General features: G+C 70.0%; 16 protein-coding genes. 8 read left to right on the forward strand and 8 right to left on the reverse strand.

The window, feature by feature from the left end:
• Positions 1-22: 22 nt before the first annotated feature.
• The 3 genes from NYZ98_RS07005 to NYZ98_RS07015 are packed head-to-tail and all read right to left on the reverse strand — an operon-like array spanning position 23 to position 4,547.
• Entirely contained in the window at positions 23-1,732 is a 1,710-nt protein-coding gene (locus tag NYZ98_RS07005) for a glycosyltransferase (protein ID WP_316249538.1), read from the reverse strand.
• Complete coding sequence (locus NYZ98_RS07010; protein WP_262841721.1) at positions 1,660-3,312, reverse strand: phytoene desaturase family protein; 1,653 nt, start codon at positions 3,310-3,312, stop codon at positions 1,660-1,662. Before NYZ98_RS07010 ends, NYZ98_RS07005 begins: the two co-directional genes overlap by 73 nt.
• A complete protein-coding gene (locus tag NYZ98_RS07015; protein ID WP_262841722.1) occupies positions 3,300-4,547 on the reverse strand; it encodes a carotenoid biosynthesis protein in 1,248 nt (415 codons plus the stop codon). The genes NYZ98_RS07010 and NYZ98_RS07015 overlap by 13 nt, the downstream gene beginning before the upstream one ends.
• Positions 4,548-5,164: 617 nt before the next feature.
• Here NYZ98_RS07015 and NYZ98_RS07020 point away from each other — a divergent pair.
• The 3 genes from NYZ98_RS07020 (at position 5,165) to NYZ98_RS07030 (ending at position 10,642) form a co-directional block, all read left to right on the forward strand.
• A complete protein-coding gene (locus NYZ98_RS07020; protein WP_262841723.1) occupies positions 5,165-8,305 on the forward strand; it encodes a toll/interleukin-1 receptor domain-containing protein in 3,141 nt (1,046 codons plus the stop codon).
• Between the two features lie 550 nt (positions 8,306-8,855).
• Positions 8,856-9,206 (forward strand): hypothetical protein, encoded by a 351-nt coding sequence (locus NYZ98_RS07025; RefSeq protein WP_262841724.1) that lies wholly within the window; start codon positions 8,856-8,858, stop codon positions 9,204-9,206.
• A 272-nt stretch (positions 9,207-9,478) separates the two neighbouring features.
• Entirely contained in the window at positions 9,479-10,642 is a 1,164-nt protein-coding gene (locus NYZ98_RS07030; RefSeq protein WP_262841725.1) for a lactate 2-monooxygenase, read from the forward strand.
• A gap of 57 nt (positions 10,643-10,699) precedes the next feature.
• Here the strand turns inward: NYZ98_RS07030 and NYZ98_RS07035 are convergent, their stop codons facing one another.
• From NYZ98_RS07035 to NYZ98_RS07050, 4 genes are all read right to left on the reverse strand, one after another.
• Complete coding sequence (locus tag NYZ98_RS07035) at positions 10,700-11,092, reverse strand: MmcQ/YjbR family DNA-binding protein (protein WP_262841726.1); 393 nt, start codon at positions 11,090-11,092, stop codon at positions 10,700-10,702.
• Positions 11,093-11,220: 128 nt separating this feature from the next.
• Positions 11,221-11,733, reverse strand: a complete 513-nt coding sequence (locus NYZ98_RS07040) for a flavoprotein (RefSeq protein ID WP_262841727.1) — start codon at positions 11,731-11,733, stop codon at positions 11,221-11,223.
• A gap of 36 nt (positions 11,734-11,769) precedes the next feature.
• Complete coding sequence (locus NYZ98_RS07045; RefSeq protein ID WP_262841728.1) at positions 11,770-12,672, reverse strand: serine hydrolase; 903 nt, start codon at positions 12,670-12,672, stop codon at positions 11,770-11,772.
• The gene (locus NYZ98_RS07050) at positions 12,669-13,586 is read right to left on the reverse strand and encodes a LysR family transcriptional regulator (protein ID WP_262841729.1); all 918 of its coding nucleotides are present in this window, start codon (positions 13,584-13,586) and stop codon (positions 12,669-12,671) included. Before NYZ98_RS07050 ends, NYZ98_RS07045 begins: the two co-directional genes overlap by 4 nt.
• Positions 13,587-13,698: 112 nt before the next feature.
• On the opposite strand from NYZ98_RS07050, the gene bla reads away from it, so the two are divergent.
• From bla to NYZ98_RS07075, 5 genes are all read left to right on the forward strand, one after another.
• Entirely contained in the window at positions 13,699-14,646 is a 948-nt protein-coding gene (bla, locus tag NYZ98_RS07055) for a class A beta-lactamase (RefSeq protein WP_262841730.1), read from the forward strand.
• A complete protein-coding gene (locus tag NYZ98_RS07060; protein WP_262841731.1) occupies positions 14,646-16,718 on the forward strand; it encodes a transglycosylase domain-containing protein in 2,073 nt (690 codons plus the stop codon). Before bla ends, NYZ98_RS07060 begins: the two co-directional genes overlap by 1 nt.
• 48 nt (positions 16,719-16,766) lie before the next feature.
• Positions 16,767-17,399, forward strand: coding sequence for a class I SAM-dependent methyltransferase (locus NYZ98_RS07065; protein ID WP_262841732.1), 633 nt, complete (start codon positions 16,767-16,769; stop codon positions 17,397-17,399).
• A 453-nt stretch (positions 17,400-17,852) separates the two neighbouring features.
• A complete protein-coding gene (locus NYZ98_RS07070) occupies positions 17,853-18,491 on the forward strand; it encodes a TetR/AcrR family transcriptional regulator (protein ID WP_262841733.1) in 639 nt (212 codons plus the stop codon).
• Positions 18,472-18,792, forward strand: a complete 321-nt coding sequence (locus NYZ98_RS07075; protein WP_262841734.1) for a DUF6204 family protein — start codon at positions 18,472-18,474, stop codon at positions 18,790-18,792. The genes NYZ98_RS07070 and NYZ98_RS07075 overlap by 20 nt, the downstream gene beginning before the upstream one ends.
• Before the next feature lie 594 nt (positions 18,793-19,386).
• Here NYZ98_RS07075 and NYZ98_RS07080 read toward each other — a convergent pair.
• Entirely contained in the window at positions 19,387-20,388 is a 1,002-nt protein-coding gene (locus tag NYZ98_RS07080; RefSeq protein ID WP_262841735.1) for a hypothetical protein, read from the reverse strand.
• Positions 20,389-20,488: the final 100 nt, after the last annotated feature.

The following is a 20,488-nucleotide window of genomic DNA, read 5'->3' on the forward strand; positions in this document are numbered from 1 at the left end:
CCGCACCTCAAGGCCTCCCACCTCAAGCCCCCGCATTCTGCGATCCCGTACCCCCGGAATCCCACACCTCAGCGCCCTGCACCCCAGCGCCCTGCACCCCAGCGCCCTGCACCCCAGCGCCCTGCACCCCAGCGCCCTGCACCCCAGCGCCCTGCACCCCAGCGCCCTGCACCCCAGCGCCCTGCACCCCAGCGCCCTGCACTCCGGAGTCCTGCACCCCAGCGCTCTGCACCCCGGAATCCCGCACTTTGGAGTCCCGCCCCCCAACGGCCTGCGCCCCAGCGCCCTGCACTTCGGAGTCCCGCGCCCCAGCGCCCTGCACCCCAGCGCCCCGCACCCCGGGGCCTCGTACCTCAGCGTCCCGCTTTTCGACGTCCCGCCTTCCGGGGTCCTGTACATCGGGATCCCGCACGGGGTTCTGTACGTCGCGATCCCGCACGGGGTTCTGTGGTGAGAGAGTCCGTGAGACGGAGTCACGCCAGGTAGCCGCCGGATAGGTGCGGCCGCGCCAGGTGCGTACCGGTCGCAGGCTCGCCTGGGTCAGCCGTACGGCGGCGACCGGGTCCAGCAGAGGGGACAGCAACAGGCCGATCCCCGGACGGGTGTAACTGCCGCGAAGCGCCCCCGTGAGCGACCACCGTACGGCGAGCAGGACGAGGTCGAGCCGGGTGGGCCGTCCGGTGGCCAGCCGCAGCACCGGTAGCGCGGCGGTGAGCCAGATCACGGCCAGGTCCCCCGCCTGCCGTACCGGGTCGGTGACGTCCCGCAGGGACAGGGAGCGACCCCACTCCCGCCACACACCCGCGGTGGAGTCGTGCATGTCGACCTCCAGGAGGTCCCCGGCGTCCAGGAACCGGACCTCCCAGCCGCTACCGGCGAGCGTCCTGGCCAGCGCCACATCATCGGCCATATGCCTACGGACGCGCGCGAAACCGTCAGCCTCCAGCATCGCGCCACGGCGGAACGCCATGCACTGCCCGTTGGCCATCACCCGGTGCGGAGGAGGGGAGGCCGAGGCGCCGATCGGCCCGAACCGGTAGACCAGCGTCGCCAGGAAGGAGGCGTGCAGCGCCTGCTCCGCCGTGCCGCCGCAGGTGAAACGCGGTCCCACGCTCAGCAGATCGCAGTCCGCGAGGGCCGAGGCCATCGCGCCGAACAAGCCGGGCCGTGCCCGGGCGTCCGCGTCGAGGGTGATCACGATGTCGCCCGTCGCCGCCCTGATCCCCTGGTGGAGCGCCCACTGCTTGCCGACCCAGCCGTACGGCGGCGGCGTCCCCGGCACGACCCGCGCGCCCATCTCGGCGGCGATCCGCGCCGTGCCATCGCTCGACTCGTCGTCGACGACGATCACCTCGCTCACCCGGGGATCGGCGAGCGCCGCAGCCAGACACGGCCGAATCCGCCCCTCCTCATCCCGAGCCGGCACCACCACAGAAACCGCCCACCCAACCCTGCCCCCGTCCCGAGCCGCCGCATCCACCGAGACGCTCCGAACAGCCCCACCCTCGCCCCGAACAGGCACGACCGCGGAATCCGTCCGATCGGCCCCGTCCTCGTTCCGAGTCGGCGTGCGGCCGAGCGGGGGATGTCTGTCGCGTCCTCGGGCCAACCGGGTCGCGACGACGATCGCCGCGAGGGCCTGCGCCACGGTAAGCGGCCTCATCGGATCCGTCCCCTTCCGGTCTCGCCCCTGCTCAGGCCCCGTCCGCTCTCGCCCAAACCCGGGTCCCATCCGCTCTCGCCCAAGCCCGCGTCCCTTCCGGTCTCGCCCAAGCCCGGGCCCCGTCCGGTCTCGCTCGAACCCTGGCCCCTTCTGGTCCTGCCTGGTGGGGAGGCGCTGACGGCCGGCCCGGGGAAGTCCTGGTTCACCAAGGAGGCGACGATCCGGCCGCCCATCGCCACCAGTGGCAGGCCGCCGCCGGGATGGGCCGAGCCGCCCACCAGGTACAACCCTCGCCGGGGGCCCCGGTTGCCCGGTCGCCGGAACGGGGCGAGCATGCCCGTGTACGGGGTCCCGTAAATGGCCCCGCCCCAGTCGCCATAGCGTTCACGCAGGTCGGCGGGGGTGAGCAGGTCGACGAACCGCAGCCGCCCCGCCAGGTCGTGCCCCCGGCTCGCAAGCCGGTCGAGCACCAGGTCCCGGTATGCCTCGGGGGACATCGGCCACCGCCCGGGGTCGCGCGCCGGGACGTTGACCATCATCACCCAGTTCTCCGTGCCCTCCGGCGCCTGCGAGGGATCGTCCACCGCCGAGCAGCCGATGTACACGGTGGGGTCCTCCGGCGGCCGGCGTCGGTCGAAGATGTCGGCGAACTCCTGCCGGTAGTCGCCGGAGAAGACGATGGAATGATGCGGAAGCGCCTCGGTCCTCCCCTCCACACCCGCGAGCATCAGGAACGCCGACGACGACCGGCCGAGCCCGGCGATACGGCGCAGGCGTCGGCGATTCGGGAGCAACCACCCGTACAACGCCGCCGCGTCCGTATTCGCGATCACCACGTCGGCACGTACGTGCTCCCCGCCGGCCGCCAGCCGCACTCCGCGAACCCGCTCCCCGTCGGCCAGCACACGGTCCACCTCGGACTCCAGGTGGACCTCCACCCCGGCCTTGTCCAGCAGCTCGGCCAGGGCGTCGGCGAGGCGCGGCAGACCGCCGGGCACATACCAGCCGCCCTCCCCGTGCTCGATCGCCGGTATGCACCCGAGCGCGGCAGGCGCCCGGTACGGGCTGGACCCCGCGTAGGTGGCGTAGCGGCCGACATACTGGCGAAGCCGGGGGTCGCGGAAGTAACGACGCGCCAACCCGTCGAGGCTACGACCCGGCGCCACAGCGAACAGATCCGCCAGACGCGCCCCGGCCCGCGGCCCGCCGAGGAACGTGCGTTCCGGGGACGGTGGCCACGTCAGGGGGCCTGCGAAGAATGTCCGTTCCGACGCCTCCCAGCACTTTTGCGCCCAGCGGTAAAAGGCCCGCCAGCCGTCGCCCTCCCCGGGGGCGAGCCGCTCCACCTCGGCGGCCGTCCGGCCGGGGTCGCGGTACGTGGACAGGGTCGTGCCGTCGGCGAAGCGGTAGCGGCAGAGCCGGTCGAGCTCCACGACGTCGAGCCGCAGGCCGAGATCCAGGAACACGCCGGGAAGGGTGAGCAGCGAGGGACCGATCGAGAAGGTGAAGCCGTCGCGCCGGTGCTCGGCGAGCTTGCCGCCGAGGCGGGGGAGCCGCTCGTACAGCCGGACGCGGTGCCCGTCCCTGGCGAGCAGCAGCGCGGACACCATCCCGCCCACCCCGCCCCCGACCACGATCACTTCTGCCATCGACGCCTCCAGGCGAGCAGTGCGAACACACCCATGCAGATCCCTCCGGTGGCGGCCACGAGTCGATCGGGCGGGTCGAACACGGCCGCGAAGCCCACGGTCTCCATGACCGCCATGACCGTGTAGACGGCGATCAGCCCGGTGCTCCGCACAGCGGACCCGTTCAAGATGGCGCCGAGCAGGGCCATGACCACCAGCGAAACGGCGACCCAGCCGGCGAAATTACTGATCGGCACGCCCCGGTAGGGACCGGGAACGTCCCAGGTCCAAAGCCCGAGCCTGATCATCTGCGGATCGAGAAACAGATCCCACCCCACCAAAGCCCCCGCCCCCACCACAACCCGCCCAACATCCCCCACCCGCCCCCCAAAAACCCCCACCGCACCGACCCACCCCGAACCCCCACGACGCAATCCCCCACCAGCCAGGCCGCGCGTGTTCCCACCGGCCATGCCCAGTCCTACGTGGCGCGTGTTCCCGTCGTCCGGACCCGGATTCACGTGAGGGGGGTTCCCGTGGGGGTGGCTCGGAGCCGGGTGGCGCGGGATTCCGTCGTCCAGGCTCGGATTTATGTGGTGGGGGTTCCCGTCAGCCAGGCCCGGATTCACATGGTGACGGCTACCGCCGGTCAAGCTCGGATCTACGTGATGCGAGTCCCCGTCAGCCGGGCCCAGATTCACGTGGCGCGGATCTACGCGATCCTCATCCCCGCAGGCCCGGCTCTGACCCACGTGGTACGGGTCCCCGTCGGTCAGGTTCGGATCCACGTGCTGCGATTTCACGCAGGCCCGGCCTGGGAGGGCGGGGAGCGGGTCCACGTTCGCCCGGCCGGGGCCAGAGTGAGGCGGGTCGGGATCGGGGCGAGGCGGGCCGATCGCCATTCCCGCCACCGCGTGGGCGGCGAGACCCATGCCGCCCCAGGCCAGGGCCACGATCACCGGCACCCCGCCGACCTGCGGCCACAGGATGTCCGTGTAGGCGTAACCGCCGAAAGGGAGGCCCGTCCTGATGCCGACCCACTCCGCCGCGTACCCGGTGGCCGCGACGGCGCTGAACGCGGCGGCGGCCCGGGGAAAGCCGTGAGCAGCCGAAGCGAAGGCCACGGCGGCCGAGGCCAGCAGCAGGACCACAACGCTGGTGAGCTGTACGGCCTGCGGCCGCAGTCCCGAGATGACCTGCACGACGACCATGGCCGCCACGAAGGACGCGCCGGTCGCGATGAAGGCCACCCGCATGGCCGGCGCCCCCGCACCCCGGCCCCCGCTCACGTCACCGGCCGCGCGCCGATCCCTGATGGCCTCTTCCACAAAGAGTCATTCGCAAAACACCCCCCACCAGATGCACCCCACCCCCAACCTCCCCCGCCAATCGGGACCCCCGGCCAACCGACCCCGCCCCGCTTCGTTCCACCACGTCCTGCACCCCCACCCCGCTCCACCACCGCACCCGACGCGCCCGCCCCTCGCTCCACCACGTCTCGACCTGGTGCCCAGCTCCTCCGCGTGCCCGGCCAGCTCCTAGCTCCGGTTGGTGTATCGGTCGAAGGGCTGGGCGCGGGGTTTGTTGGGTTTGTCTTTGTTGAATTATCCCCTTTTATAGTGCTAAATAGTGGTTGCGCAGGCGGGATGGTAATGCGCTCGGCTGAATTTCAGGATTTCGTGGGACGTCCTGAATTAATGTGTTCGGGCGCGCCGGCTCAAGGCCGGTGTCATATCCGGATTCCGGCAATCCAGATATGTAGTGGCTTATCACGGTGCATAGGGGATGAATGGTCGTCGAAGGCGCGGAGGGGAAGAACCCGTCAACGGCCGAGGAAAAGAACCCCTCACTCGCGGAGGGGAAGAACCCGCCCATGAAGGGCGCGTTCGACGCGTTCATCTCCTACAGCCGGAAGCAGGACGGCCCGGTCGCCGAGGCGCTCCAACTCGAGATCCAGCGGTTCGGCGTCCCCTGGTACCGGCACCGGCCCGCCACCCCGTACTCCCCGCCGCGCGCCTCCCCAGCGCGGCAGTCGCTCCGGCCTTTACGGTTGTTCCGCGACCACGCCAACATCCCCGCCGGCCCGGACCTGTGGCTCACCATCGAGGAGGCCCTCCGGGCGGCCAGGTGGTTCATCCTGCTGGCCTCGCCCGCCTCCGCGCGATCGACCTGGGTACGGCGGGAGGTCGAATGGTGGCTGGCGAACCGCCCGCCCGGCCGCATCCTCATCGCCTGGACGGCCGGTGAGCTGAGCTGGCCCGACGGCGCCGACGACTTCGACTGGGACGTCACAGACGCGCTGCCCCCGGAACTGAGGGGGAAGTTCACGCGCGTGCCGCACTGGGTGGACCTGCGCGCCCTGCGACCGGCCACCAGTGACGACACCCGCCCGGGCGCCTCCGACGACATCCAGTCGGGCACCTCCGACGACGTCCAGCCGGCCACCTCCGACGACACCCAGCCAGGCGCCGAGCAGACCGGTCCCGCCGTACGTCCCCCGAAACTGGAGCTCGGGGGCATCGTCGCCGACCTCGCCGCGCCGATCCGCGGGCTGAGCAAGGACGAAATGATCGGCGCGCACATCCTGCAACGCCGCAGGACCTGGTGGACCGTACGGCTGGTGATCGCCGCGCTCACCGCCCTGGTCCTGGTCGCGTCCGGGACCGCCGCCTTCGCCTTCCAGCAACGCTCCGAGGCCGTCCGCCGAGGGGACACGGCGCTGGCGAACCAGATGGTCGCCGAAGCGCGCACGATCCAGGACACCCAGCCCGGGCTGGCACGCCAGGTCATCGTGGCCGCGAGCCGCATCGCCACCACCCCGGAGGTCACCGCCGCGCTGGCCGGGAACGGCGAGATCGCCCAGGAGATCCACGCCGACGTCGGTACCCTCGCCTACAGCGGGGACGGCCGGCTGCTGGCCCTGGCCAAGAGCGGCAGCATCGAGCGCAGGACCAAGACGCAGATCTTCCCCGCCGAGAACGGGCGTGTGGTCCTGTACGACGTGCCCAGTATGACGGTCGTGTCCGACCGGACCATGGGGCAGTTACCGATCGCCGCGGCCGCGTTCGGCTCCCCGTCCGGGCGGCTGCTGGCACTCGCGTACGGGCACGACATCCAGCTGTGGGACGTCGCCGACCCCCGGGCGCCGGTGGTCAGGGGCGTCCTCGTCGGTCACACCGCCGACGTCCTGTCGGTGGCCATCAGCCCCGACGGCCACACCGTCGCCGGCGCCGCGCAGGACGGCGCGTTGCGGCTCTGGGACATCACCGACCCGACGGCCCCCGCCCTGCTGTACGCCATCAACCTGCGCATCGGCCAGGTGGCCCGCTACGCGCTGGCGTTCCGGCCGGGCACGAACATCCTGGGGATGATCCCGATCCGGCTGCGCGACATGCCCGAAGGCACCCCGGAGCTCGTGGCCCGGGCGGCCTCGGACGATCCGTCCCTCCTGTTGCTGTGGGACGTCACCGACCCCCGGTATCCCGGCGTGTCGATCGCGAAGGTCGGGCGGGTCGACTCGTTCGCGTTCGCCCCCGACGGCGGGCACCTGGTCACCTCCGGCGCGAAGAAGGTGCGGCTGTGGAACCTCGGCACGGACGGAAAGCCCACCGCGCCGAAGACCCTTCCCGTACGCGACGCCACGACCGCGGTGCACCACGGCGTGTACGGAGCGAGAGGGCAGATCGCCGCCGTCGGGGACGATGGTTTCGTCCGGCTCTGGGATGCCTCCCGGCCGGGTGACCCCGCCCTGGTCGCGGAGCTCCCGGTCTCGGACTGGGACGCGGACAACGTCCGGGCGCTGGCCTTCGACCCGGGCGGGAACCGGCTCGCCCTGCTGAGCCCGGGCAGCGACGCCGGGCGGGACGGGTCGGGGGTCAAAGCCGGAACCTTCCGCGTCTGGAACGTCGCGGACGGCCGGGAACGACGGGCCATGGCGGCCGTGGACGGCAACCCGGTTCCGAGCCGGGACGGCCGACTGCTCGCTGATGTCGGCGACGGCCGCGTCCGGCTCTGGGACATCACCGACCCCACGAACCCCCGGCCCCTCGCGGCCGTGGACGACGGCGGGATGACGGAATGGGTGGCGTTCAGCCCGAGCGGGAGATCGCTCGCCGTGGCCGGTGACGACGGGGTCCGCGTTTTGGACATCCGGGATCCGCGCGCGCCGAAACCGGTCGGCGTCTGGCACATCCAAGACCGGAGGGGGATATGCCGGGACACGGGGTATACCGGGCTTCCCTGCAGGCTGGAGGTCACCACCGTCGCGTTCCGCGACGACCAGACGGTCGCGGTGGGCGACATGTCGGCACAGGTCACCTTCTTCGACACCACCCGGCCCTCGGGCGGCGCGCCCGCGGGCGTGATCTTCACGGCCGGGTACGTGACAGACCTGGCGTTCCTGCCGGGCGGCGGCCGTCCCATCCTGGTGACGGCCGGCCTGTTCTACTCCACCGAGGTGTGGGACACCTCCGACCTGGCCCACGGGCGCAGGCTGACCGCCGTCACCGGCCACACCTACCAACTGCAGGACCTGGCCGTACGCCGGGACGGCGGGGTGCTCGCGACGGCGAGCCGCGACGGCACCGTACGGCTGTGGGCGATCGGGAAGGGCGGCGCGAGCCTCACCTCGGTCTCGGTACTGATCGACAGCGGCGACGTCAACGCCCTGGCGTTCAGCCCGAGCGGACGGCGGCTCGCCACGATCGGCCGCGACCGGACCATCCGGGTCTACTCCGTCACCGACCCTGCCGCGCCTCGGCTCATGGCGATCATCCACGTCGGGACGAACGCCGCCACCTCGGTCGCCTTCCTCCATGACGACCACACCCTCGCCACCGCGACTAACTACAACAAGACCGACATCTGGGAACTGGACCCCGGCGAGAACGCCCGCATCCTCTGCACCGGCATCGGCCGCCCCATAACCCAAGCCCAATGGACCCACTACGCCCCCGCCCACCCTTACTCCCTCCCCTGCCCCCTCACCCAACCCCCTCCCCCCGCGTCCCCCTGACCCTCGCCCTGTCACCTCCCCGTCCTTTTCACTCGCGCAACCCGCTACCAGCGAAAGGCGATCCATGCGACGTCCCCTCCGCCGATCCGGCACGGCGGTTCTGTTACCGGCGGCGATGGTGCTGCTCGTGGTCACCGGGTGTGGTGGTGAGGTCGAAGGCGATGCCTCGGCCGCGTCCGGCGAGACGACGGCCACGTCCTCCGCGCCCGTCGAGCCCGCGTCCTCGACACTCGCCGGGACGCCACCGTCCCCGCCGATCGGGACCGTGTCGTCTCCGGCCGCAGGCGCGTCCTCGCCGTCCGTACCCCCTCCGCTGACGCGTGACTGGACGCCCGACCTGACACGCGCCCAGCTGCGACGCGCGGCGGTGGCCGGGTCGACTCTCGGCCGGGGCTGGAGCGGGCCGAAGCCCATCAACACTGATTTCGGAAATATCGATAACTTCATCCAGAATTGCCCCGGGCCAGCCAGATTTCACTCTCAATACGCGGAGACCAAGCCGCATCAGGGCATCGTTTTCCGCTACAAGCACGCGAACCCGGAAACGGTCGTGAATCAGGTCCAGCTCGCCGTCGGTGTGGACAGCGCCGCCCGCGCCACACAGTTCATCGAGACCATGCGCGGAATACCCGCTTTGTGCCCGCAGGGCCGGGCTCTCGGCAAATATCCGTTCCGTCTCACCACCGGGCCGGCGCGCGGCCTGGGCGACGAGGACGTCACCCTGCACATGACGGTCTCCCTTCCCCACGGATACGACCCCCTCGAACTCGACACCGGTTTCACCCGGGTCGGCGGCCTGGTCATCCTGTTCTACGGCACCTCAGAACAGGTCTCCCGCTACCTCCCCCTCGCCCTGGCCTCCGCCCGATCAGCCCTGGCCGGCACCGTCCCCGGCGTCTAACCCACCCCGCCCCCCAACCCCTTCAGCTGACCTCCGGTCGCCCCGGAGTCGTCCCTTCAGCCGACCACCGCAACCGTCCGCGTCCCCGTCCCTACCCGACGCCCCGGCCGCCCCAGACCGGCCCGCGCCCGGAGGGCTTCCTTTGTGCGGGCGTCGGCGCGTGCGGGTGTGTGGCGGGGACCCGCGCTTGTGCGGTGGGCTCGGGGTGGTGAATCTTCGTGGGGGCCGCACTAGCATTCGGGTGGATCAGTGCGGCCAGGCCGAGGGGGATCATGGGTTCGCTCGCCGACTTCCAGAACGAGATCTATCTGAACGGGCTCGGCGACGTGCTGCCGGAGCTGCCGACCGACCTGACCGCTCTGGAGCGCGCCGCCGAGGAGCGGATGACCCCGGCCGCGTTCGGTTACGTAGCGGGTTCGGCCGGGACCGAGTCGACCGCCCGCGCCAACCGCGACGCCCTCGAGCGCCGGCGCATCGTGCCCCGGATGCTCCGCGACGTGGCCGCACCCGACCTGTCGGTGGACCTCTTCGGGCAGACCCTGTCCTCCCCGGTATTGCTGGGCCCCATCGGGGTCCTGACGATCGTCCATCCCGAAGGGGAGCTGGCCGTCGCCCGCGCCGCCGCCGCGCTCGGGGTCCCCATGGTGCTGAGCTCCGCCGCCTCCCACCCGATCGAGGAGGTCGCCCGCGCGAACGCGGATGGCCCACGCTGGTTCCAGCTCTACTGGTCCAAGGACCGCGAGGTCGCGGCGAGCTTCCTGGCGCGCGCGAAGGCCGCCGGGTACACCGCGCTGGTCGTCACCCTGGACACCCACACCCTCGGCTGGCGCCCGCGCGACCTCGACCAGGCGTACCTGCCCTTCCTGCGTTCCATCGGCGTCGCGAACTACTTCAGCGACCCGGAGTTCCAGAAGGCGGTCGGCGGCCCGGTCGACGACTCCAACAGGACCGCCGCGCTGCTGCGCTGGGCCGCCAACTTCGGAGACCCGTCCCTGAGCTGGGACGACCTGCCGTTCCTGCGGGAGCACTGGGACGGCCCGATCGTGCTCAAGGGCATCCAGCACCCGGACGACGCGCGCCGGGCCGTCGACGCGGGCATGGACGGCGTCGTCGTGTCCAACCACGGTGGCCGTCAGGTCGACGGCGCGATCGGTTCGCTGGACGCCCTGCCCGGCGTCGCCGAGGCGGTGGGCGACCGCACCACGGTGCTGTTCGACAGCGGGATCCGCACCGGTTCGGACGTGATCAAGGCGCTGTCCCTGGGTGCCCGGGCAGTCCTCCTTGCCCGCCCGTACGCGTACGGGCTCGCCCTCGCCGGCGAGGCGGGCGTGCGCCACGTGCTCCGCTGCCTGCTCGCCGACCTGGAGATCTCCATGACCCTCGCAGGCGCCTCCCGCCCCTCCGCCCTGACCCCGGCCCTGCTCACCCACCCCTGACCACCGGACGATCCACCGGACGATCCACTGCAAGACCCTCTTGTTCATGGCCGCCTCTCAGCCAGGCCGTCGGGCGTCGTAGGCGGCGGTGGCGTGTTTGCCCGCGCGCATTCGCCAGGCCTGTTCCAGCAGCGCGCCGATCTCCGCCCAGTCGGGCTCGACGGCGTGCAACTCGACGCCGACCCACCCGCGCACGTAGGCAGGCCGGAAGTACCGGAGCAGGTCGGCGGCGACCAGCGTCTCCAGCTCACCGGGCGGCGCCTTAACGCACAGCGCGAGCCGCCCGTCCCCGTGGTGATCGATGAACACCCAGGCGAGGCGTTTGCCCCGTACCAGGAGCCCGATGTGACCATGCGCGTCCTCGGTGACCACACCGGGGAGACCAGCGACCAGCTCCTCCAGCCGCCCGCGCACCCGTTCGACATCCGCGTCCGTCCAACTGCCGACCATGGCTCGCAGCCTAGGACCCGGCACCGACAGTTTTCGCAGGTCATGATCACCAAAACACGCTGCGCAGGACCGGCCCCGGACCAGAGATCACCCTCCGCCGACGGGACCCCCACGGGCGGGTACGGAGGTCAGTCCGCTGCCAGCTCGGCCAAGGTGAGATGCCATGGAAAGCGGTCCGCGTAGTCGCCGTCCAGGTCGTCGGCGGTCGGGCCGGTGAGAACGCGGACCCCTTCCGCGCGCAACTGATCGACACTGCGGCGGTACGGGACGCGCGCGGCCAGCGCCGTGTTCATGAACGGCAGGACGACCACGGGGATGCCGAGCCCCGGGGCTTCGGCGAGCAGTCCCAGCGCATAGGTGTCGGCGATTCCGCAGGCGAACTTGTTGACGGTGTTGTACGTGGCCGGGGCGACGACGATGGCGTCCGCCCGCGGGGGTTTCGGCTCGCCGGGGTCGCGATACCTGCTGCGGACGGGCCGTCCGGTCGCCGCCTCCAGGGCGGGCACGTCGATGAACGCGAGCGCGGCCGGGGTGGCCACGAGCTGGACGACCCAGCCCTCCCCCTGGGCGAGCGCGACCAGCCGGCCGACGTCCCTGGCGGGCCCGGCGGCGCACACGATGACATAAAGGACTCCACGCACCCGACCACTCCTAGAGACTCATGCGGCCGGGGCCGCTCACATCTGCCGTAGCCGATCGCGCAGTGTACGCGCGACCTGCGCCATCAGCGCGTCGGCACCGGGCTGGCTGGTGGCCGGCACGCGGGACTCGGTGAGGACCGCGACCCCGTAGAGGCGCCCGTCGGCGTGCTCGACGACGCCGATCTCGTGCCGGAGGTTGAGGAGCGTCCCCGTCTTGGAGGACCATTTTGCCGCGTCGGAGCTGAAATCCGGCGCGAGCCGGTGCCGCAGGACGTTGTCGGCCATAAGGGTCCGCACGCGTTCGGCCACGCCCGCGTCGATCGGCGACGGTGTCCACAGGGCCTGCAGCAGTTCGACGAACGCTCGCGCCGACCCCGAGTTGGCCAGTGTCACGTCGAGCTGCGTGACGCTGTGCCCCCGCCCGGCCGTCCCGGCCTCGATGGCCAGGACCTGGGCAAGGTGGACGTCGGCGGGGCCCAGGCGCTCGGCCGGGGTCTCACTGAGCTCCTGGACGGTGTTGCGGACGGTGATGCCGTCCAGCCCGAACCCGTGCAGCATCGCCGAGACCTCGGCGGGCGAGGTGAGGGCGAACAGCGCGTCGGCGGCCGTGCCGTCGCTCACCGAGGTGCTCAGGTAGAGCAGGTCGTCGACGGCGACGTCGGCCGGGTGCCGGAACCTGCTCAGCCCGGTCGGCCCCGGGGTGGTGATCCGGCCCGGCTGTACGTGGATCCGCGTGGCGCCGTCGAGTTCGCCCTTCCTGACCCGTTCGAGCGTCGCGATGGCGAGCGGGACCTTGACGAGAGAGGCGATCGGGAACTCCAGGTCGGGGTCGATCCCGAGCTCGTCGCCGGTACGCAGGTCGCGGACCAGGAACGACCCGCGCAACCCCCCGTCGTCGAGCGCCCCCCGGAGCTCACGGATCAGCCTTTCGACGCTCACGACGCCCCCTCGTCCCTCTCCCGTACACCGAGATCGTCCTGGTCGCGTGCGCCGAGGCACCGGGCGACCGGCCGCCACAGCCGGGTCCGTACGCGCACTGCGTCGTCCCCGGCGGCGGCCGACACGCCGAAGCCGCGGACCAGGTCGATCTCGCCGACCGGCCGCCAGTGCAGCCCCAGCTCCTCGGCCTGTTTGGCGGAGCACAGCAGGAGGTCGGCCGAGCCGAGGACCTCCGCCGTGGCGGCGGTGAGCGTGGCCGCGACGGCGACCTGCGCGGGCTGGAGACCGGCGGCGTCCCGGACCCGGAACAGGCGGTCGCGGATGTGCGGGACCTCGTCCTCGGGCTGGATCCAGATTCGGCTCCGCCGCGACGCCTGGGCCGCCCGTCCGGCCCGGAGGGTCTCGACGTAGACGGTCTCCGCGAGCGGGTCCGCGGCGCCGGCGAGCCCGAGCGGCACCGACCAGGTCGCGTCACTCGGCGGCACCGCCGTGAGGGCCGCGCGGACCTCACGCGATCGGACGAGCTCTGCCCGCCCGGCCGGCGCGGCGGCGTGGAAGTCGAGGTGGACGCCGTCGCGCCGGGCCTCGGCGTCGAGGCGGGCCAGGTCACGCACGGTGCAGATGTCGGGGACGGCGAGGCGGAAGGGACGGAGCTTGGCCCGTTCGGCCTCCTCCTCCATGCTCTCGGCCAGGCGGACGAGACGCTTGGCGGACGGCAGCATGTCACGGCCGAACTGGGTGAGCATCGCCCCGCGCGTCGACCGGTCGAACAACGGCTCCCCGAGGTGCTTCTCCAGGGCGGCGATCCGCCGGCTCGCGACCGACTGGGGGACCCGCGTGGCCGCGGCGCCTTCGGTGAAGCTGCCGCGTTCGCTCACGTTGACGAACGCTCTCCAGGCTCCGAGGACGTCCACACGCAGGACCCTATGCTATTTCAGCATCAAGTTGCCCATTTCTGTCTTTGACGGCATCGAACGGCGCCGCGAGACTCCCGTCGTATCCGATCCACGACGGGAAGGCAGGACCATGCCCACCCAGCTCCTCCGACGCGCCGCGCTCCCAGCGCTGACCACCCTCGCGCTCCTGACGGGCCCCACCGCGCCCGGCCACGCCGCCACCTCCGGCGTCCCGTCGGGTTCCCCGAACGCGACGGTGACGTCCACGCCCGCCGGTCAGGCCGTCAAACGGCTCCGCGCCCTGGAGGCGACCTTCCAGGGCCGCATCGGCGCGTACGCCGTCGACACCGGAACCGGGAAGACCATCACCTACCGGTCAGGCGAGCGGTTCCCGCTGCTGTCCACCTTCAAGGCGATCGCCGCCGCCGCCGTCCTGCACAAGGCCCGCGCCTCCGCCCCCGGCCTGATGGACAAGGTCGTCCATTGGACGGCCGCCGAGCTGAAAGAGAATTCCCCGATCACCGAGAAGCACGTGGCGGACGGGATGACCGTCGCCGAGCTGTGCGAGGCGGCCATCACCCGGAGCGACAACACCGCGGGCAACATGCTGCTGAAGCAGATCGGCGGACCCGCAGGCCTGACCCGGTACTTCCGCACCCTGAAGGACCCGCGCTCCCGCCTGGACCGCTGGGAGACCGAGCTGAACGACTGGAGCCCCAAGGAGAGGCGCGACACCACGACGCCCGCGTCCGTGGGCCGTGACCTGCGCGCGGTCACGGCGGGCGGCGCCCTCGGCGCCAAGGACCGGAAACGGCTGAACACCTGGCTGATCGCGACCCAGACCGGGGGCGCCCGCATCCGCGCGGGCCTGCCCACGACCTGGACGATCGGCGATAAGACCGGCACGAGCTCGAGGTACGGCGCCGGGAACGACATAGCGGTCATCTGGCCCGGCAAGACGGCCGCCCCCATCATCATGGCGATCTGCACCAACCGCACGGCCGAGGACGCCGCCGTCGCCGACAAGGTCATCGCGGACACCGCCGCCATCCTCGCCCGCGGCCTCGGCAAAATCTGATGCCCGGCGGCAGGGGATCGAAGATCGCACGCCTCGCCATGGCGGCCGTGGCGGCGGGAGTGCTGGCCGCCGGGCTGGCGCTGCCCGCCGTGGGTGGCGCGGGCGCGGCGATCGTCGGCGCGTCGGACGGGCTCGACCTCCGGCCCGCCGAGCTTCCCGAGCCGCCACTCGCCGAGAAGACGACCGTCCTCGACGCCACGGGCCACCCGATCGCGCAGTTCTGGGACGTGTACCGCGAGGTCGTCCCGCTCGGCCGGGTGGCCGACGTCATGAAGACGGCCATCGTCTCGATTGAGGACGACCGCTTCTACGAGCACGGCGCGATCGACGTCGAAGGCACCATGCGGGCGCTGGCGGCGAATCTCCGGTCGGGCGGGGTGAGCCAGGGCGGCTCCGGCATCACCCAGCAGTACGTCAAGCAGGTGCTGCTGAACAGCGCCGTCACCGAGCGGGAGAAGGCGAAGGTCCTGGAGGCCGGTTACGCGCGCAAGCTCAGCGAGCTGCGGTACGCGATGGGCGTCGAGCGGAAGTACACCAAGGACGAGATCCTCGGGAAATACTTGAACATCGCCTATTTCGGCGCCGGGGCCAACGGCATCGAGGCCGCGGCCAAGCGGTTCTTCGGCGTGCACGCCTCCCGGCTCACCCTGTGGCAGGCGGCCACCCTGGCGGGCGCCGTGCAGTCGCCCACCGCCACCGACCCGGAGGGCGGCACCGGGAACCGGCGACGGCTGCGGGACCGGCGCGACGTCGTGCTCGACCGGATGGCGGAACTCGGCAAGATCACGCCGAGACAGGCGGCCGACGCCAAACTTAAGAAGCTCGGCTACAAGGGCACCCCACTGCCCGGCGACTGCGCGGCCAGCCCGTACCCGTACTTCTGCGTGTACGTGCGCGAGGAGTTTCTGCGCCACCCCGCGTACGGCGGGACCGAGGAGGACAACGCCCGGCTCCTCCGCCGAGGCGGCCTGACGATCAGGACGACGCTGGACCCCCGCATGCAGAAAGCGGCCGAAAGGGCCATCGAACGGCACGTCCACGCAACGGACGACCCCGTCGCCTCCGAGGCCCTGGTCCAGCCGGGGACCGGGATGATCAAGGCCATGGCGGCCAGCCGGGAGTACGGCACCTCCGCGCGCGAGCACGAGCTGGCGTACAACATCGTGGCCGACACCGGCCACGGCGGCATCGGCGGGTTCCAGGCCGGCTCCACGTTCAAGACCTTCACGCTGATCACCGCCCTGAAGAAAGGCATGAAACTCGGCGACGGCTTCACCGTCGGCGACGGCTACCGCGCCTCAGGGGCCGCCGACTTCACGAACTGCCGGGGCGAGAACGTCGGCGACCCGGCCCACACCGTCACCAACGACGAAGGTTCTCCCGGTTTCACGTCGCTGCGCACCGGCACCTGGCACTCGGTCAACACGTTCTTCATGGAACTCGAACACCGCGTCGGCCTGTGCGACACCGTCCAGACCGCCAGATCGCTCGGCATCGAACGCGCCGACGGCGGGAAGCCGAGCGAGTACGAGACCTTCACGCTCGGCATCGACGACATGGACCCGGTGACCGTCGCCAACGCCTACGCCGCCATCGGCGCGCGCGGGAGATACTGCGCCCCCATGGCCATCACCCGGGTCACCGACCGGAACGGCAAGTCGACCGCCTACCGGCCGAAATGCCGCCAAGCGCTCGACCCCGAGATCGCGGACGCCACGGCGCACATCCTGTCGGGGGTGCTCACCAAGGGCACGATGCGGGCGGTGGGCGGCATTGGCCGCGACGCCGCGGGGAAGACCGGGACCACCGACGACCAGGCGAGCGCGTGGTTCGCGGGGTTCACCCCGGACCTGGCCGGCGCGGTGAGCATCGGCGACCCCCGAGGCGCCACCGCGCACAAGCTCAACGGCGTCACCCTCGGCGGCAGGCACTACGGCGCCGTCTTCGGCGCCACCGTCCCCGGCCCGATCTGGAAGGACACCATGACCACCGCCCTCACCGGCACCCACCCCACCCCCTTCCCCCCGATCAACGCCCCCCGCTTCGTCAACCGCTCAGGCAACCGCTCCTGATCGCAGAAAAGAGGGCCGCAGCCGGACATCTGGGGGCAGGATGATCAAATGGCAGCGAAGAACGGCGGGCGATGGAACCACAACATCCATTACCACCCCCGCATCCTCCGCGCGATCCCCGCCGGCGCCCAGCACGCCCTCGACGTCGGCTGCGGCGAGGGCATGCTCACCCGCGACCTACGCCGGACCATCCCACACGTCACTGGCATCGACCTCCACGCCCCCAGCATCACCCAAGCCCGCGAACACCAAAACAACGTCGCCCAAAGCCTGGAGCATCCTTCCGACATCGACTACGTACTCAGTGACTTCCTTACCCATCCCTTCGAGCCAGCCTCGTTCGACTTCATCGCATCCGTGGCCACCTTGCACCACATGGACGCCGCCACCGGCCTGGCCCGAATGCGCGACCTGCTACGCCCCGGCGGCGTCCTCGCCATCATCGGCTTAGCCCGCAGCACCATGCCCAACGACCTGCCACGCGACTTGGCCGGCATCGCCCTCGGCATCACCCACCGCGCCACAAAGGGCCACTGGGAACACCCGTCCCCCATAGTGTGGCCCCCACCCCTGACCTACCCCCAAATGCGATCCCTGGCCACCAAAACCCTCCCCGGTTCCCGATACCGCCGCCACCTCCTCCTCCGCTACACCATCACCTGGCGCAAACCGAGAAACTGAACACTTCCACCCGGCCAGCCCGATAACGCGACACGCGACCCCTGTTCAGAGACCTTCAAGGTGACCACAACCAGGGACTGCGGCGCTCAGCCTCCCGATCTCTGATTTTGAGGGCGTCCTTGTGATCGGCGAGCAAGCCCAGGAACACCCTGATCTTGACGAGTTCGATCGCATCCCCGACTACCAGGACGACAAGCCGGTGAACTGAGACTGGCGAACCGCATGATCAGGTCGCCTCGCCCCTGGCCGGCAGCGCGAGATGGCCAGTCAGCGGATCATGGACGCGCTAGCCGTATGAGGCCAGGCATGCACTCTCCCTTGTCAAGCCGGTCCCTACGATCTGCCACCCGCACCTCGTCGAGGTGTGTGAGGCGCGGCCCGACGATCGCCATCCAATACCGTGCGGAAGGTGCAAAAATGCAGTGGACTCCGAATTTGGAGTAGGCTCTACATATGTCTGAAGGGCTGCGCGAGCGCAAGAAGCGGCAGACCCGGCAACGCATCTCCGATGTGGCCATCGGCCTGTTCGTCGCGCGCGGCTTCGACAACGTCACGATCGCGGAGGTCGCCGCGGCTGCCGAGGTGTCGGTCAACACGGTCTACAACTACTTCCAAGCCAAAGAGGACCTCGTCTTGCCGCCGGAGGAGGCCTCCCCCCAGCGGCTGGCCGACATCGTCCGCGAGCGCCGTCCCGGCCGGTCGGCGGCCCATGCGGTCCTGTCGCGGCTCCGGCAGGAGGTGCGCGGGCGTGAGCGCAGGCTCGGGCTGAGCGAGGGGTTCGGCCGCGTGCTGGAGATGATGCGAGCCGCGCCCACGCTTACCGCCCGGCTTGAGTGGCTTGCGCACCAGATGACCGCCGAGCTGGCCGACCAGTTGGCCCAAGAGACTGGCGCCACGCCCGGCGATCCGCTGCCGCGGGCTGTCGCCTGGCAGCTTGGGAGCCTGCACAGCATGGTCCTGTCGGAGATCGGCAGGCGGACCGCGGCCGACGAGCGGCCGAGCGTTATCGCCGCGAACGTGCTGGAGCTGATCGACGCTGCGGAGGACCTCATGGGGGAGCGCCTACTCAGCTATGCCGTACGAGAGGAATGAGCAATTGTTCAGGGTGACGATCAGAGGAAAGTTCACCGGGCTCGACGACGCCGGGCGGGCCGCCGTCCTGGCCGCAGCCGACATGGCCTACACCGAGGCCGGGACGTTCACCCACGATCAGAGCGTGACGGCCTTCACCTTCCGTTGCCAGGTGTCAGCAGGCCCGGACGACGGCCAGGACGAGGCGGCGCTTGGCGCGATGGCCGCGCTGGAGGCGCACGGGCACCTGCATGAGATCCTGCAGCTCGCGGTGACCGACATGCGCGACATCAAGATCCGCCCCAAGGGGCGCCGGATGTGACAGACGAGCCGACCTCGGGATTGCCTCCTACCGCTGGCCTGGATCAAGACGGGGACTGAAGGCAACGCCAGAGGGTATCGGATCACTCCGGGGCCTTTCGGCGTTCTCCGGGTGGTCTCATCCCGCAAGAACCGCGGAAACTGGGGTCTGACCTGGTAAAACGCACCCGGTTTCATCCCGCGTGCATCCCGTAGGCGCCGGCTGAGGGCTGCTTTTGGTGGCATCCGACTGCGAGTGGGGGCACTCGCCGATCAAGGTGAAAGGCCAGGTCAGAGGGCGGATGACCTGGTGTGGAGGGCGCGCCCTGCAGGATTCGAACCTGCGACCGTCGGATTAGAAGTGGACCGCTAGCCACCAGGGTCATCATCCCTCCCACCTGCACCGCAGACTTTCGGCAACCGCGCGGCTGACGGCACCATCCCGCGCATATCCCGTAACGGTCATCAGCCCTGTCACCCGGTGGGCCGGGCCGAGGAACGAGGCCCGGACCTTCGATCGCCCCCAACCCCGCTCAGTCCCCCACCACCGCATGGCGATCGTGAGGGCGGTACCTGGACGGCGGCACCATGGCGTGCACCAAGCCGCATTAACGGATCAACTAGCTGTCAAGCCCTCGATTGCATGAGTAAGGTCTTCAGCGCTGGGATTCAAATACTTTGGCATGGCGAATGTCACGGGAGATACAGGTCGCAACTCGCGCAGTATCTGAGCGAATCGTTTGTCCGCTGTGATAAAAATATCTGCATCAAAAAGATAGGCGGATAGCTGATTGTCGCCGGGATTCCCGCTGCCGATTCGCATTGCGGGTTGTGTGAAGTCAACGGCCCAGCGTAGCCAGTTCCTCTTCATGGCGGAAGGCTCCACCTCGTAAAGGAGCATGCTCCCAAGATCGCGTCTCTGCATCCTGAGCTTATGTAGATCCACGTAGATGCCGATCCAGTCCGCGAAGGGCTCTCCAGGGTGTGCTCCAGCACCGAAGAGAGCATGGTCGATCACCATTGCAAGTTGCACACGCCACCCTTGGCAAGAGGTTCCTCTTCGCCATCCGAGAGCGATCATCCTTTTCTCGGGGTTGCGATCAGGGACGACTTCGACCGGTTCGCTCAGGCGCTTGCTGATATCGGTCGGGTAGGTTAGGTAGTCAGTACCTTCTCTGAGTCTTTTCTGTTCACGCTGTGACAGAATCATCATTCGTCTCACGTACGCATCCATGCCTGCGGTGGCTTCTTCAATGAGATAAGGCTCAGCAGCTCGGGCTTCTCGCCATTTCACGTTCTGCCACAGCTCGTGCAAGTGAGCTAGCCGATAGAGATCGGGCTTCGGCCGTAGCCACGCTGGTCGCAACCTGCGGATTTCTGACACAACTTCATTGGCTTCAGATTCGGCCTCTGTAGGAAGTCGAGTCCAACGTGAACGGCAGACAACGCGAACTCGCATGCGTCTGCTCTCAGGATTAGGGGACGCGAGTAGCTCCATCAGAGTAGCTGGAGCAATCAGGACATCTAGGTTGGCGTTTTTAGCGTATCGATAGAAGTCCTCTCCGGCGCCCTTATCGATCAGCCGACTCCAGACATTCGTGTCCAACAGTACGCGCATCCGCCAGATTCTTCCTTTCAGTGCGCCAAGCGTAATCTCCTAACGGTTCTACCTCTGCTACGGCGAGAGGTCCACCGTACGGGTGGTAGATCATGGGCGA

It is taken from the genome of Sphaerisporangium corydalis, assembly GCF_025506355.1.
Taxonomy (GTDB): Bacteria; Actinomycetota; Actinomycetes; order Streptosporangiales; family Streptosporangiaceae; genus Sphaerisporangium; species Sphaerisporangium corydalis.